This window comes from Candidatus Epulonipiscium viviparus, assembly GCF_000171335.1.
Lineage (GTDB): Bacteria > Bacillota > Clostridia > Lachnospirales > Cellulosilyticaceae > Epulonipiscioides > Epulonipiscioides viviparus.
Map to the genome: position 1 here is coordinate 23,303 of NZ_ABEQ01000018.3, position 16,297 is coordinate 39,599.

Consider the following 16,297-nt stretch of genomic DNA (forward strand, 5'->3'; position numbering starts at 1 on the left):
GAGGGTGTAGAAATGGTAAAAGAGTATTTGAAACTAGATAAAATCCAGGGCCCTCTTATTATGCTAGATGGTGTATCAGAGGTTGCTTATGGAGAGTTTGTTAAAATTACAGTGGATAGTAGGGAAATACGTTCGGGAAAAGTTATCAAAATAGATGGCGATTATGTAGTAGTGCAAGTTTTTGAAGGGACTACAGGAATTTCGACTGAAAATGTTGCTGTGCAATTTACAGGAAAACCACTGGAGATAGCATTAAGCCCAGATATTCTGGGGAGAACGTTTAACGGAGTTGGAAAGCCCATTGATGGTGGATTAAGTATCGCATCGACGCATCGTGAAAATATCAATGGACGTCCTATAAATCCTGTCGCTAGGCAGTATCCTAGAAATTTTATTCAAACTGGAATTTCTGCAATTGATGCGCTAATGACATTAATTCGTGGGCAGAAGTTGCCAATATTTTCCGGAAATGGTATGGCGCACAATGAAATAGCGGTCCAAATTGTAAATCAGGCAAAAATCGAAGGTGCGACAGCAGAAAATTTTGCCATAGTATTTGGAGCGATGGGCGTTCGCCACGATGATGCCAACTATTTTAGAAAGAGTTTTGAGGAGTCTGGAGCATTAGACCACGTTGTTATGTATTTAAATTTGGCAGATGATCCAATTGTAGAAAGGATTTCTACACCGAGAACCGCCCTTACGGCTGCCGAATACTTAGCATTTGAGAAAAATATGCATGTATTGGTTGTAATTACAGATATGACTAGCTACGCAGAAGCTCTAAGAGAAATGTCATCGATTAGAGGAGAAGTACCATCTAGAAAAGGCTATCCGGGATATTTGTATAGTGACTTATCTACAATTTATGAACGCGCTGGAATGCTCGAAAATAAAGAAGGGTCCATTACATTGATACCAATTTTGACGATGCCAAACGATGATATCACGCATCCAATTCCAGACCTTACAGGATTTATTACCGAAGGACAAATAGTTCTAAGCCGAGAATTAAATCAAAAGCAAATCTACCCGCCAATAGCAATACTGCCGTCTTTGTCTCGTTTGATGAAGGATGGCATTGGAGCAGGGTACACTCGCGAAGACCATGTAGACCTCACTAATCAGCTATTTGCAGCGTATTCGCATGTTCAAGATATTCGCTCGCTTGCACAAATTATAGGAGAAGATGATCTAAGCGAAATAGACCAGTTGTATTTAAAGTTTGGCAAAAAGTTTGAAGAAAGATTTATTTCTCAGGGAAATCATGAAAATAGGAGTATCACAGAAACATTGGACATTGGATGGGAAATGCTTCGTATTTTACCTAAAGAGGAGCTAGATAGAATCCCGCCTGAAATGCTAGATAAGTACTGGGAGGTGTAATCTATGGCAATGCAAGTTGCACCAACTAAGAGTAACCTACTAAAGGCAAAGGCGTCGCTGGAGCTTTCAAAGTCTGGATACGAACTGCTAGATAAAAAGCGCAACGTTTTGATACGCGAAATGATGGAGCTAGTAGAAAAGGCAAAGTCGATGCAGACTGGGATAGGCGATATAATGGCGCAGGCGTATTTGGCGCTGCAAAATGCAAACATCACAATGGGTATCCAGAAGGTAGACGAAATTGCCTATAGCATTCCAAAAGATGAAAAATTTGAAGTGTTACCAAAAAGTGTTATGGGATCCGTAATTCCAACAATTAGATATGAAAAAGGCCCACTAGTGCCACATTATAGTTTCTATGAATCTAATAGTGCCTTTGATAAGGCAGCGCTAAAATTTAAAGAAGCTCAATACCAAATCTATGAGCTTGCTGTACTAGAAAATTCGATTTACAAATTGGCGAAGGAGATTGAAAAAACTCAAAAGAGAACTAATGCTCTATCTAATATTCAAATTCCTAAGTACAAAGAACAAGTAAAACAAATTAGTGAAAGTTTAGAAGAAAAAGAGAGAGAAGACTTCTTTAGGTTGAAAAAGATTAAAAAATAAAAAAATATTATAGAGGCCGTCATGGTCTCTTTTTTTTTGCGAACAATGTATGTCACAAAATATTTTTTTGTAAACTATTGTACTTAAAAAATAATCATGTTATACTTATATATATAAACAATATAAAATTGCAACAACTTTTCTACATAAATATATTTTATATGTAATTTTTGTTGTTTAACTATATCTTTAGCTGCACATCTAAGATAGATATACTTATAAAACAGAAACGTTTCACAAGGATGCAGTTGAGGAGAATTTCATAAAGGAGGCAGTTCTTTTGGAAACAGTAATAGAGCAAAAAAAAGTATCGCGTAAACCAAAGAAAGCTAAGAAAGTTAAATTAACTCCAGAGCAAAAGAAAAAGCAATTGAAAAAAATGGCGGGTATGTGGCAGCTGTATTTGCTATTGGTTTTGCCAATCATATATTTCTTGGTATTTCAATATTTTCCGATGTATGGTGCGCAAATAGCGTTTAAAGACTATCTGACAGTGGAAGGTATTTGGGGAAGCCCATGGGTTGGGCTTAAGCACTTCGAGCGATTTATAAACTCGGGCAAAATGTGGGAACTTGTTAGAAACACATTATCGATCAGTTTATATGCCTTGTTTATGGGATTACCATTCCCGGTTATGCTAGCACTAATGTTTAGATATATTCCGTTTAAGAGATATGGCAAGTTTATACAATCTGTAACATACGCACCTCACTTTATATCAGTGGTTGTTATGGCGGGTATTATTGTAGAAGCTTTAAATCCTCGTGGAGGTATGATTGATACAATCGTTGGTTTGTTTGGCGGAGACTGGGAAATAAATCTTATGGGGATCCCCGAAGCCTTTTCGTCTGTATATGTTTGGTCTGGAATATGGCAAAACATGGGATTTAGTGCTATCATCTATTGTGCCGTRTTAGCAGGGGTTGATACGACCTATCATGAGGCGGCGATGGTTGATGGYGCAACTATGTTCCAAAGAGTTTGGCATATAGACATACCGTTTTTGATTCCACAAGTTGTTTTAAGCTTAATTCTTGGAATGGGTAACGTTTTGAATGTAGGGTTTGAGAAGGCACTACTATTACAAAATACTCTAAATGCGAGCAAGTCGGAGATGATAAGTACGTATGTATATAAAATGGGTATCGCGGCATCGCTGCCAGATGTTTCTTATACAACAGCCATTGGTTTGTTTAAGTCGGCGATAGCATTTGTTTTGGTTATTGTGGTAAACAAAATTGCTAGAAAGTATGGTGAGATGAGCATATGGTAGAAGAGACAAAAGCAGTAGAAACGGTAGATTATATAAAGGTAAAACCAAGAAATAAAATACAAAAGATGTTGGCACCAGAAATAGGGGATGAAATAAGCACATCTATTATCACTACCATATTTGCGACATTTATATTATTACTTATTGTATACCCACTATGGTTTATTATCATCAATTCATTTAGCTCTGGTAGGGCGGTGGCCGCAGGTGAAGTATATTTTTGGCCAGTAGAAATAACTTTAGATGGATACAAAGCAGTTTTGGATCACCATTTGATTATACCAAGTTTTAAAAATTCGATTATGTATATGCTAGTGGGTACAACAATCAATGTGGTTATGACCGTAATCACCGCATACCCATTGTCTCGTAAAGATCTAATCGGGCGATCAAAGATTACTCTATTTTTTGCATTTACAGTGTGGTTTAATGGAGGAATGATCCCAACCTTCTTGCTATATAGAAGCCTGGGAATGATTAACACTTTTTGGGTAATGGTAATTCCTGGGGCAGTTGCAATGGGGAATATGGTAATTACAAGAACATACTTCCAAAAGACAATACCAGAAGAGTTGCTAGAAGCGGCAAAGATCGACGGTGCGTCAGATATAGAATATCTATTGAAAATCGCGCTTCCGCTTGCTAAGCCAATATTGGCAGTTATAACGCTCTATTATGCCGTAGGTCACTGGAACCAATTCTTTGCAGCATTACTATATATAAATGATCCAGATAAGTATCCAATCCAATTAGTACTACGCGACATCCTATTCCAAGGAGAGACCGCATTTGGTGGAGACGCAGGCTCGCTGAGCTTAGAAGATATGGCAATATTAGAGAATCTACAACAGATATTGAAGTATTCAGTAATCGTTGTTAGCGCATTGCCGATGATGATCATTTATCCATTTGTACAAAAATATTTTGTTCGTGGCATTATGTCAGGATCAGTTAAAGGTTAAGAAAATTATGCCCCTCAAATTTTACGAGGGGTTTCAAACAAATATATTCTAAATATAAAAGTAGTACATAAAAAAGAGGTGAAGACAACTACAGCTGCTATCAAATATAACATGTCATGATAAATATCATGGCGAAATATAATATAGGTAATAATGACACTACTAGGAGGAGTTACAATGAAAATCAAAAAATTATTAGGTTTAGGATTGTGTACATTAGCAGCAGGAATAATTTTTGTGGGGTGCGGTTCTGATGATTCTGAATCTGCAAGTGTGAGCGATGATATTTATACGGAATCAGGTTATCCAATTATTAAAGAAGGAAATGATGTGTCTATAAGTTTTTTTACAGGGCTGAGAGCAAGTGTAAGCACATATGATTCTGCAGTAAACCCTACAACAAAGCATCTGGAAGACTTAACAGGCATAAAAATGGATATCACCGAGACAACATCAGCTGATAAAAAGCAAAAATTTAACGTAATGATGACAGGTGGTGATTATACTGATGTTATATTAGACATGTGGAGCTCGCATTCAGAATTGGCTTTATATGGAAGCCAAGGTATTTTTATTCCGCTAGAAGATTTGATTGCAGAACATGCGCCAAATATTCAGGCGGCTCTTGATGCGCATCCAGAAATTAGAGATACGTGGACTATGGAAGATGGGCATATGTACACTATTCCGCGTATTGGTAACTCCACTCACTCTGAGGTCTCTCAAAGAATGTGGATCAATAAGCAATGGCTGGATAACCTAGGGCTGGATATTCCAAAAACAACAGAAGATTTCTATGACGTACTAAAGGCATTTAAAGAGCAAGATGCTAACGGAAATGGCGATCCAAATGATGAAGTGCCTCTATCTGGTGCAATTACATCTGGCTGGAACACTAACCCGATTCCATACATTGCAAATGCGTTTATCCCATGTACTAACGCTTCTGGATATTTAAATATCGATGAGAACGGTAAAGTCTATTATGCAAGATCAACCGATGAATGGAAAGAATTTTTGAAGTATATGAACAGGTTGTATGAAGATGGGCTAATAGATCCGCTATTATTTACGCAAACTTCAGATCAGTTAATGAAGCTCGGATCAAATCCTGGAGATATAATAATGGGAGCAACAACTGGAGGCAGCGTATCGGTATTTACAAATACTTCCAATACGGCAAGATGGAATGAATATATAGCATTGCCACCGCTAGAAGGACCAGAAGGCGTGGTTTCTGCAGTGAGATCTCCAGACTATGGCTCAGCAGTGCTTTCGATTACCAATGTGTGTAAGTATCCAGAAGCGGTAGTGAGAATGTTCGATTATCTATATACAGAAGAAGGCTTGATATGGTCTCAATTTGGTGAAATAGGAAATGGAGCTATCGATATCGCACCAGAAGGAGCGCTCAACATAATCGGTGAGCCGGCAAAATATATTCGATTGCCATTTGATAATGTAAAAGACTTAAGTTGGAATAGAATGGGGCCAGATTATCGTCCAGCAGATTATGATTTGTGGTTTACAGCAAAAGAGAATCCGGCAGAAGACATCGAGAAAGTACTATACGAATCTGCAGTAAATGACTATCTGCCAGTTGCGCAACCGCTAGAAACCATAATGCCAAAGGTTGCGTTTGATACAGAAGAGTCGCGTATAATCGTGGACGTAACAACAAACGTCAATATGTATATAGACCAAGTAACGGCAGAGTTTGTAACTGGAAAGAAAGACATCGACGCTGGCTGGGATGAGTATATAGAAACGTTAGATAGATATGGGCTCCAAGATTATTTAAAAGTACAGCAAGATGCGTATGATAGAAATCAAAATAAATAAGCGATTTTTAAAGGAGGAGCATAAATGAAGTTAGGAAAATTGGCAGTGTTACCTATGTTGGCGGCAGCGATGCTAGTAGGATGTGGTGGAGACGAGTCTGCTGCAAGCAAAGTAGCGCACGATGATCTATACACAGAGTCGGGGTATCCAGTAATTAAAGAAGGCAACGATGTAAGCATCAGCTTTTTTGTAGGGTTGAGACCTGGGGTAACGAGCTATACATCAGAGATAAATCCTGTTACTGCACATATGGAAGAGAAGATGGGCTTTGATATGGAGTTTGTAGAGACCACTGACGCAGATAAGAAGCAAAAGTTTAACGTAATGATGACCGGCGGAGACTATACAGATGTTATCCTCGATATTTGGTCGTCGCATTCGGAACTGGCATTATATGGAAACCAAAGAATTTTTATTCCGCTAGAAGATTTAATAGCAGAGCACGCACCAAACATTCAGGCAGTTCTAGATGCGCATCCAGAAATTAGAGATACCTGGACCATGGAAGATGGGCACATGTATACTTTGCCACGTATCGGCAACTCAACTCACTCAGAAGTGGCAAACAGAATGTGGTTAAATAAAGAGTGGCTAGATAATTTGGGATTAGAAGTGCCAACCACGACAGAAGAGTTTTTTGATGTGTTAGTTGCATTTAAAGAGCAAGATGCCAATGGAAATGGTGACCCCAATGATGAAGTGCCTCTATCTGGCGCGATGTCATCTGGTTGGAACACTAATCCAATTCCATATATATCAAACGCATTCATTCCAAATACCAACTCGTCCAATTACTTAAATATTGATGAAAATGGCAAAGTTTATTATGTGAAAGCAACAGACGAATGGAAAGAATTTCTAAAATATATGAATAGACTGCATGAAGCAGGAGTTCTAGACCCGCTTATTTTCTCGCAAACCAAGGATCAATTGCTAAAGCTAGGCTCAAATCCTGGTGATACAATATTGGGAGCGACAACGGGAGGAAGTGTTTCGGTATTTACCAATACGAGCAACTTTGATGTATGGACCAACTATATAGCATTGCCACCGCTAGAAGGGCCAGAAGGAGTTCGCTCCGCAGCTAGAGCGCCAGACTATGGCTCAGCAACATTGTCGATCACAAATGCATGTGAGTTTCCAGAAGCTGTAATCAGATGGGCAGATTATTTGTATACAGAAGAAGGCTTGCTATGGTCGCAGTTTGGTGAAATCGGCAATGGACAGCTTGAGTATGCGAAAGAAGGAGAATTAAATATTATYGGTGAGCCCGCAAAATATACTAGGCTTCCAGCAGATAATGCGAAAAACTTGAGCTGGAATAGAATAGGATCAGATTACCGTCCCGCAGATTATGATCTCTGGTTTACTGCAAAAGAAAATCCTGCAGAAGACATCGAAAAAGTATTATAYGAATCTGCCGTAAATGACTATTTGCCATGTGTACCAGATCTCGCAACGCTGATGCCTAAAGTGGAGTTTTCAATAGATGAGTCTCGTACTATTGTCGACATAATAACAAAYATGAACCTTTATATAGATCAAGCAACTGCAGAATTCATTACAGGAATTAAAGATGTAGAAGAGGGATGGGATCAATACCTCGAGATGCTAGATAAAAACGGATTGCAAGAGTATTTAAAAGTACAGCAAACAGCATACGATAGATTTATGGATAAATAAACATTTTGCCCCTTCAGAAAAGTCAGTGGAGGGGCTATTTTAAAAAATAAAATTGAAACGYATATAAATTTAGGAGGAATATAAATGAAATTAGGAAAATTGTTAGCGTTATCGGCAGTGGCAGCGGTGGCACTTGTGGGTTGCGGYGGAGATGAATCGGCGAGCTCTGCAAACAAAATCAGTGCTGATATGTATACGGAAGTGGGTACATATCCAATATTGAAGGATGGAGCAACGGTTTCGTTTACGGCATTTGCACCTCTAAGACCTAGCGTTACAACTTATGATTCAGAAGTAAATCATTTTAGTAAATATATGGAAGAAATGACAGGTGTKCATATTGATTTTATGGAAGCAACGCAGGCAGATGCSAAGCAAAAGTTTAACATTATGATGACCGGCGGAGACTATACGGATGTTATTTTATCGATGGCCACAGGAGTATCTGAGTTACAATTATATGGGCAGCAAGGAATATTTTTGCCATTGAATGATCTAATTGATCARCACGCTCCAAATATTAAGAAGGCGTTAGAGGATCATCCAGAAGTTATGGAGGCGTGGACAGCAGAAGATGGTAACCTGTATACTATTCCTAAAATGGGTGGGGCAACGCATTCRCTTACTTCATATAGAATGTGGTTAAATTATGAGTGGCTCGACAATCTAGATCTAGAAGTACCAAAAACTACAGAGGAGTTTTATCAAGTTTTGAAAGCATTTAAAGAGCAAGATGCTAACGGCAATGGAGACCCCAACGATGAGGTGCCATTATCTGGATCAATTGATGCGTGGAATGGAGATCCGATGCCGTTTTTGCTTAATGCATTTATCCCGGCGTCTCCATCAAGCCAGTACATAAACATTGCCGAAGACGGATCGCTATATTATGTAAAGGCAACAGATGAGTATAGAGAATATCTCAAATATATGCATAAGCTATATGATGAAGGATTAATCGACTCGATGATGTTTTCGCAAACCAAAGATCAGCTACTAAAATTGGGTTCAAATCCAGAGATTGCAATAATGGGGGCAACGGCAGGCGGATCGATATCGGTAATAGCAAATACGGCAGATACAGATCGTTGGACGCAATATCAGGCGCTTCCACCATTAACAGGACCAGAAGGTGTGAGATCTGCTGCACATACCGTAGACTATGGGGCGTCGAGATTGTCTATCACAAACAAGTGCGCAAATCCAGAGGCAGTTCTCAGATATTTTGACTACATGTTTACTCCAGAAGGAAGGATGTATAATATTTTTGGAGTGGTAGGAGAAAATAGCCGCGTGGTTCCGGCAGAAGAGGGGCTATTAAACTTGATTGGCGAGCCGGCGATATATACCAGAAAGCCAGCAGACTCGGCAAAAGATTTAGCCTGGAATAATATGGGTCCAACATATAGCTGGCCTGGATATGAATTAGAATTTTCGGTAATGGAAAACACGAAAAATGATGCCGAGTATGTACTATATAAYTCTGCAGTAAACGATTATCTGCCAGTAGCGCAAGATCCGGCGACTATGTTGCCACCATTGGCATTTACAACCGATGAGTCTAGAGCAATAGTGGATATCRTAACAAACTTAAATTTGTATATTGATCAAGTAACTTCTGAATTTATAACAGGAATTAAAGATCCAAACGATGACAAAGAATGGGACGAATATTTGGAGATGCTAGAGAAAAATAGACTTAGCGAATATTTAGCAGTGAACCAAGCGTCTTTGGATAGAAAGCGTGCCAAGTAAGATAAATGTGATGGAGGAATATAAATGAAATTAGGAAAATTGTTAGCGTTATCGGCAGTGGCAGCGGTGGCAGCGGTGGCACTTGTGGGTTGCGGTGGAGATGAATCGGCGAGCTCTGCAAACAAAATCAGTGCTGATATGTATACGGAAGTGGGTACATATCCAATATTGAAGGATGGAGCAACGGTTTCGTTTACGGCATTTGCACCTCTAAGACCGAGTATTACAACTTATGATCCGGAAACCAATCATTTTAGTAAATATATGGAAGAAATGACGGGAGTTCATATTGATTTTATAGAAGCAACTTCGGCAGATGCGAAGCAAAAGTTTAACATTATGATGACCGGCGGAGATTATACCGATGTTATTTTATCTATGTATACAGGGATTTCTGAATTACAGCTATATGGAGAGCAAGGAATATTTTTGCCGCTGAATGATCTAATTGATCAGCACGCTCCAAATATTAAAAAGGCGTTAGAGGCTCATCCAGAAGTTWTGGAAGCGTGGACAACAGAAGATGGAAATTTATATACTATTCCAGAGATYGGTTGGACAACGCATTCGCTTGTCTCTCACAGAATGTGGCTAAATTATGAGTGGCTCGACAACCTAGATCTAGAAGTACCAACAACTACGGAGGAGTTTTATCAAGTTTTGAAAGCATTTAAAGAGCAAGATGCCAATGGCAACGGAGACCCTAACGATGAAGTACCATTATCGGGTTCGCTGGGTGCGTGGAATGGAAATCCCATGCCGTTCTTGTTAAATGCGTTTATTCCTACATCTCCGGCAAGTCAATATATTAATATTGCTGCAGATGGATCGCTATATTATGTAAAGGCAACAGATGAGTATAGAGAATATCTCAAATATATGCATAAGCTATACGATGAAGGGCTAATCGACCCCATGCTATTTTCACAAACCAAAGATCAGCTATTAAAATTGGGTTCAAATCCAGAGATCGCAATAATGGGAGCAACGGCAGGCGGTTCCGCATCGGTAATATCAAATTTAACAGATACAGATCGTTGGACACAATATCAGGCGCTTCCACCATTAACAGGACCAGAAGGCGTGAGATCTGCTGCCCATAATGTGAGTTACGGTTCGGCGAAGTTATCCATTACAAACAAGTGCGCAAATCCAGAGGCAGTTCTTAGATATTTTGACTACATGTTTACTCCAGAAGGATCAACGTATAATGTGTTTGGCGTGGTCGGAGAGTATAGTCGGTTGATTCCGGCAGAAGAAGGAATGCTAAATCTGATTGGCGAGCAGGCGATGTATATAAATACGCCAGCAGACTCTGCGAAAAACTTTGGATGGAATAATATGGGTCCTATATATAGCCATCCGGGCCATGAAGTTCGATATGCTGTAAAAGAAAATACAGAGCACGATATTGAGTATGTACTATATAACTCTGCAGTAAACGATTATCTGCCAGTAGCGCAAGATCCGGCGACTATATTGCCACCATTGGCATTTACAACCGATGAGTCTAGAGCAATAGTGGATATCGTAACAAACTTAAATTTGTATATTGATCAAGTAACTTCTGAATTTATAACAGGAATTAAAGATCCAAACGATGACAAAGAATGGAACGAATATTTGGAAATGCTAGAGAAAAATAGACTTAGCGAATATTTAGCAATAAACCAAGCATCTTTAGATAGAAAGCGTGCAAAATAAGATTATATAGACGATGAAAAGGCAGCTGCGACAGYTACCATTTTGTCGTTTTTTTTTGTAAAGTTGAAAATTGCATAGTTATATGGTATATTAAAATTATTTGTTACAAGAAGGGGTGTATCTATGGAAAAATTATTTGTACAGGTATTTATTGTTAAAGGAGATCCGTTTGTTAAAAGTGAATATGAACCATACGAAGTAAGCTCTGAGAAGATTAGTGTGATAGAAACAGTGGGCTGCTTACCAATTAGTCATATAGCAAAGGAAAATTTGGAAAAATTGATCCATAAAACTGTAGATACGGTGGAGTTTTTGCCATTTAAAGTTATAACCAAAGGCAGTGACTTGTCTGAGATTGATGTTAACGCAATAGAATGTGCAATGCTAATAACTGCAGCAGGTGAAAGCCAAGAGGTGATACAGAAGCTGACGATGTTAGATGCTGTGAATAAGATCGTGTTTGCTGCGACGATTACGCCAAACCATACGATTATTGGTGGAGTGGGTTCGCTACAACGAGATAAAATATTTATAGCGCTTGATGTGGAAGATGCTGTTGAGTATTTGAATACGTTGCTGATTAAAAAGAAACTGAAAGACTCAAAAATTTTGATGTTTGGTGGGGTATCGACTTCGGTTGTAGATAGCGAAACAGATCCTAAAAAAGTGGTGGACAAGTTTGGCGTTGCGATAGAGCAGGTACCGATTGTAGAATTAAAAGAACGTATAGCAAAAGTAAATTTGGAGGAAAGTAAAAAAGTTGGTAAAAGGGCAATTCGGCTTGGGGCTGGTGCTGAGAAAATAGAAGTTGTGAAAATGGCAGATTTTGAGAAAGCCGCTGCGATGTCTATTGCGATGAYGAAGATGATTGCAGAGACAGGGGCAACTGCAGCGTCGGTGGATTGCAGTACAATATTTGCAGAAGGTGTAGTGGCGCCTTGTATTCCAATTCATGACATAGAGATGACTGGCATTCCCGCAGCATGTGAAGGAGATTTAAACTGTTTGATACTTAAGATAGTGGCAGATTTTATAGCAAAGGCGCCAACGTTTATGGGAAACCTAGGGCCTATGGATAAAAATAAAAATACATTTAGCTTGTGGCATCATACGGCTCCCATAAATTTTTTTAAAGATGGAAARTATTCGCTAAATACTTATGGATATAAAGGAGTACATTTTGTTTCTGATGTTGCGGAAGTAAAGCAAGTAACGGTTCTAAAATTGGCAAAAAATTTGGACAAAGCTATAATAATTAGAGGCGAAATAGAAGGCTCATCAAACTATGGTCACTGCATAGCAATGAATATCAAGATTGCCAATTTGCGAGAGTTTGTGCATAAGCATTTGCTGGGAAATCATCATGTGGTGATGCTAGGTGATTATAGCGAAGAAATGAAAAGGATGCTGCAAAGTCTTGATGTAGAAGTGGAGGTTTGCTGATGAAAATTTATATAGCAGATGATGACGAAGATATTAGAGGAATAATTGGTTCATTTTTAAAAAATAGCGGATATTCGGTGAGTGTATTTGAGACTGGCGATGCGCTGTTGGCAGAGTTTTTGAAGRATCCGTCGGATATGGTCATTTTGGATGTGATGATGCCGGGAACAGATGGAGTGACGATATGCAATAAAATTAGAAGCAAGTCAAATGTACCCATTATAATTGTTTCGGCAAAAGATAGTGAAATAGATAGAATAAACGGAATCACGATGGGGGCAGATGACTACCTCATTAAACCGTTCGCACCTATGGAGCTKGTGGTTCGCGTGGGGGCAATATTTCGAAGAATGAGTCTGCAAAGTAGCAATCAAAGTAACAATGCTGATGAATTAACATATGGCGACATCAAATTGAATACATCGTTTAAAGAAAGYTTTTGCAATGGAGAGGCATTTGCTCTTACCCCAACCGAATTTGCATTGCTAAGCTATATGTTTGCAAACCAAAGCAGAGCCGTATCGCGAGAAGAGTTGCTAAAAAATGTGTGGGACAGTGAGTTTAGTAACGATACCAAAGTATGCGACGATGTGCTCAAGAGGTTGCGAAAAAAGCTAGCCAATACAACTGTGCGCGTTATATCTGTGTGGGGATATGGATTTAAGCTAAAATTGGAGGAATGACGATGCGTACAATGAGAGAAAAAATTGCCAGAGCATATATCCTAATGGCAATATTAATACCCGGAACAATTTTTGTACTATTTAATGCGATCGTATTTCAGTATAAAACTATTAAAGCAAAAGAGGATTTAACATATACYGTACAAAAAGTTGCCGAAAATTTAGAATCGACCAAGGTGTCGATGCCAGATTTTATGAAGTTGCTAAAGACGGGGCCATCTATGGGAAAAATCGAGCTAGTGATCTACAATGTAGACAAAAAGTTTGCTAGATTTACGGGGGCGCCAAACAACTTCGTCACGCCACAAATAGCAACCGCTGCATATACGACATTAGACAACGTAGCAGCAGATGAAATGGGAATTTTTAGGATAAACGGTGAGCGATATTATGTTATGGAGGTTAGGTCAGATATTATATCAGATGCCGAAAAGATCATTTACATAACGAAAGGACTAATGATAGATGATTTTGTGGCTGTTGTAAATATACTTTTGGTGCTAGTATCAAGTTTGGTAATATTCATTGCAGTACTAATTATTCAAAAGGTGGCAAGATCGATAGCAACGCCGATTGAGAAGATTACTGCGATGGTTGAACATATGAATCCGACAGAGATTATAGAAATAGATGTGCCAGCAGATTCGGTGGAACTTTTTAAGCTYACGAGTGAAATCAATTTACTAAATAAACGAATTTATGATTTCCAAAAGTCGCAAAAGATGTTTCTKCAGAATGCCTCGCATCAAATTCGGACACCTCTGATGAGTATTCAAGGATATTCGGACGGCCTAGAAATGGGCATATTTACGGATACCGCGGCGACAGTAAAGTTGATTTCGAAGCAAGTAACAAAGCTTTCCAATTTGGTGAACAGCCTACTGATGCTTGCAAGGGCAGAAAATTTTAAAGAAAATGAAAAATTTGAAAAATTGAGTTTAAGCATGTTTATAGAAGAGATGGGGACAGAATACGAAGTATTGGCAGAGCAAAGCGGAATAACATTGGCGGTAGATGCCGCAGAGGGAGTTTTTGTAAATGGCAACAGCGAGCTGCTTAATGGAGCCATTGGCAATATTCTGTCTAATGCTCTAAGATATGCRAAGGCAGCTATAGAGGTATCGCTAACAACCATTGCCAACGAGGCGATAATAATAATAAAAGATGATGGCGATGGGATAATAGAAGGAGTAGATGTATTTGAGAGATTTGTTAAAGGGAATGATGGGAATTTTGGGTTAGGTCTTTCTATTGCAAAGACTGCAGCAGAAGCGCTGGGAGGCAAAATCTTTGCAGACAACGACGGCGGCGCAAAATTTACTATAATCTTGCCAAAATAAAAGGAGCATGTTTTAGCATGCTCCTCTTTTTATTATAATTCGTCGTCTACAAAATCTTGGTCAAGTATAGAATCGACAAGGTTAGTAGAGTGATCTGATATTCTTTCTAAATTTGATAGCACATCGATAAATACTATACCTGCTAAAGGATTACATTTTTCCTCCGAAAGTCTTTTGATGTGTCTTTTTCTAAAACGAATTTCCATTTTGTCAACCTGATCCTCAAATTCATAAACTGTTTTTGCGAGCTCGACATTGTTAGTTGTAAATGCTTTTAACGCAGTAGAGTAGGTCTCCAAAACAAGATCCGTCATCGAAACAAGTTCTTCCGCGGCACTTGCAGAGAAGGTTGCATTAGATTTAATAAGACTTAGCGTAAGTTCTGCTATATTTTCGGCATGGTCGCCAACGCGTTCGATATCGCTAACATTGTGGAATAGCTTATTTACAGTATCGGTTTCGTCGATAGATAACGCAGCATTTGATAGCTTTACGAGATATTGATTGAGTTCGTGTTGCATAGCATTGATTTTTTTCTCGACTTCTATAACATGTGTTGCTTTCTCTTCGTCGCCAGTGAGAATTGCCGCAAAGGCATGTTGTAAGTTAGTTCGAGCTATTTTACCGAATGCATAAACCTCTTTTGCTGTACTTTCTACTGCAAATGATGGAGTTTCTAAAATTCTGGTATCAAGATGGATGTTGATCTCTGGAGTAGCTTCAAAATCGGTAACAGAATCCGGAACAATTTTGGTAGCAAGTTTTACGAGCAACGCTGCAAATGGGAATAATAACAATGTATTTAAAATGTTGAACACACTATGAACGATACTAATTTCAGTTGTTGAGATTAAGGTTTGACCTAGAGCAGGAGTTATGAATTGGAAAGCTACTATAGCTATTATACCGAAGAGTATAGATCCGATTATGTTAAATAAGAGGTGGATTACGGCAGCTCTTTTGGCATTAGTGTTAGCACCAATACTTGATAGCATCGCGGTAATTGTAGTTCCTATGTTTTGGCCTAATATAATGTAAATTGCAGTATTCCAAGGTACGAGTGCCGCAATAGCGAGTGCTTGAAGTATTCCAACTGAGGCTGAAGAGCTCTGAATCACTGCTGTTACAAGTGCTCCAGTAAGTATTCCTAGAATAGGATTTGAGCCGAGAGTAATGAATAAATCTTTGATTTCTTGAAGTTCACGAAGCGGTTTTACTGCTCCACTCATCATATCTAGACCCATAAAGAGTGCACCAAATCCAAAAACAATTTGGGCGATGTATTTGATTTTTTGATCCTTAGTTATCATACTGATAGTAACACCGATTGCAACGAGTAAAGGCGCAATTGTCGATGGAGATAGAAAATCTACCCATTCGCCAAGCGAGACAATCCAAGCAGTTACTGTAGTACCAATATTCGCGCCCATAATTACGCCGACTGCCTGTGTAAGTGACATAAGCCCCGCATTAACAAAACCGACTATCATAACAGTTGTAGCAGAAGAGCTTTGAACCACTGCAGTGACTAATGCACCAACCAGAACACCTAAGATGCGATTATTAGTAAGTGCACCAATCAGGCTTTTCATTTTATTGCCTGCTGATTTTGAAGAC

Annotated in this window: 12 protein-coding genes; 11 read left to right on the forward strand and 1 reads right to left on the reverse strand. The window is 38.9% G+C overall.

The window, feature by feature from the left end; genetic code table 11:
• Positions 1-12 precede the first annotated feature (12 nt).
• From EPU_RS03965 to EPU_RS04015, 11 genes are all read left to right on the forward strand, one after another.
• On the forward strand, positions 13-1,386 hold the full coding sequence (locus EPU_RS03965; protein WP_010166984.1) for a V-type ATP synthase subunit B: 1,374 nt from the start codon (positions 13-15) through the stop codon (positions 1,384-1,386).
• A 3-nt stretch (positions 1,387-1,389) separates the two neighbouring features.
• The gene (locus EPU_RS03970) at positions 1,390-1,995 is read left to right on the forward strand and encodes a V-type ATP synthase subunit D (protein ID WP_010166986.1); all 606 of its coding nucleotides are present in this window, start codon (positions 1,390-1,392) and stop codon (positions 1,993-1,995) included.
• A 280-nt stretch (positions 1,996-2,275) separates the two neighbouring features.
• Positions 2,276-3,268 (forward strand): ABC transporter permease, encoded by a 993-nt coding sequence (locus EPU_RS03975; protein WP_010166989.1) that lies wholly within the window; start codon positions 2,276-2,278, stop codon positions 3,266-3,268.
• The gene (locus tag EPU_RS03980; RefSeq protein ID WP_010166991.1) at positions 3,262-4,230 is read left to right on the forward strand and encodes a carbohydrate ABC transporter permease; all 969 of its coding nucleotides are present in this window, start codon (positions 3,262-3,264) and stop codon (positions 4,228-4,230) included. The genes EPU_RS03975 and EPU_RS03980 overlap by 7 nt, the downstream gene beginning before the upstream one ends.
• A 177-nt stretch (positions 4,231-4,407) precedes the next feature.
• Positions 4,408-6,072 (forward strand): extracellular solute-binding protein, encoded by a 1,665-nt coding sequence (locus EPU_RS03985; protein ID WP_010166993.1) that lies wholly within the window; start codon positions 4,408-4,410, stop codon positions 6,070-6,072.
• 24 nt (positions 6,073-6,096) lie between these two features.
• Complete coding sequence (locus EPU_RS03990) at positions 6,097-7,755, forward strand: extracellular solute-binding protein (protein ID WP_029487975.1); 1,659 nt, start codon at positions 6,097-6,099, stop codon at positions 7,753-7,755.
• A gap of 84 nt (positions 7,756-7,839) precedes the next feature.
• A complete protein-coding gene (locus EPU_RS03995; RefSeq protein WP_029487976.1) occupies positions 7,840-9,510 on the forward strand; it encodes an extracellular solute-binding protein in 1,671 nt (556 codons plus the stop codon).
• Between the two features lie 24 nt (positions 9,511-9,534).
• Positions 9,535-11,214: an extracellular solute-binding protein gene (locus EPU_RS04000; protein WP_029487978.1), complete on the forward strand. Its 1,680-nt coding sequence runs from the start codon at positions 9,535-9,537 to the stop codon at positions 11,212-11,214.
• Positions 11,215-11,337: 123 nt separating this feature from the next.
• On the forward strand, positions 11,338-12,657 hold the full coding sequence (locus EPU_RS04005; RefSeq protein WP_029487979.1) for a hypothetical protein: 1,320 nt from the start codon (positions 11,338-11,340) through the stop codon (positions 12,655-12,657).
• Positions 12,657-13,340, forward strand: coding sequence for a response regulator transcription factor (locus tag EPU_RS04010; RefSeq protein WP_029487980.1), 684 nt, complete (start codon positions 12,657-12,659; stop codon positions 13,338-13,340). The genes EPU_RS04005 and EPU_RS04010 overlap by 1 nt, the downstream gene beginning before the upstream one ends.
• Positions 13,341-13,342: 2 nt before the next feature.
• Positions 13,343-14,680, forward strand: coding sequence for a sensor histidine kinase (locus tag EPU_RS04015; RefSeq protein WP_010167001.1), 1,338 nt, complete (start codon positions 13,343-13,345; stop codon positions 14,678-14,680).
• 32 nt (positions 14,681-14,712) lie between these two features.
• Here the strand turns inward: EPU_RS04015 and EPU_RS11470 are convergent.
• Positions 14,713-16,297, reverse strand: a 1,585-nt coding sequence (locus EPU_RS11470) for a Na/Pi cotransporter family protein (RefSeq protein ID WP_010167003.1), incomplete at its 5' end; no start/stop codon positions are given.

Coding starts and splice junctions, on each gene's coding strand:
- EPU_RS03985 (WP_010166993.1), top strand. CDS start 4,408: ATGAAAATCAAAAAATTATTAGGTTTAGGATTGTGTACATTAGCAGCA.
- EPU_RS03970 (WP_010166986.1), top strand. CDS start 1,390: ATGGCAATGCAAGTTGCACCAACTAAGAGTAACCTACTAAAGGCAAAG.
- EPU_RS03965 (WP_010166984.1), top strand. CDS start 13: ATGGTAAAAGAGTATTTGAAACTAGATAAAATCCAGGGCCCTCTTATT.
- EPU_RS03980 (WP_010166991.1), top strand. CDS start 3,262: ATGGTAGAAGAGACAAAAGCAGTAGAAACGGTAGATTATATAAAGGTA.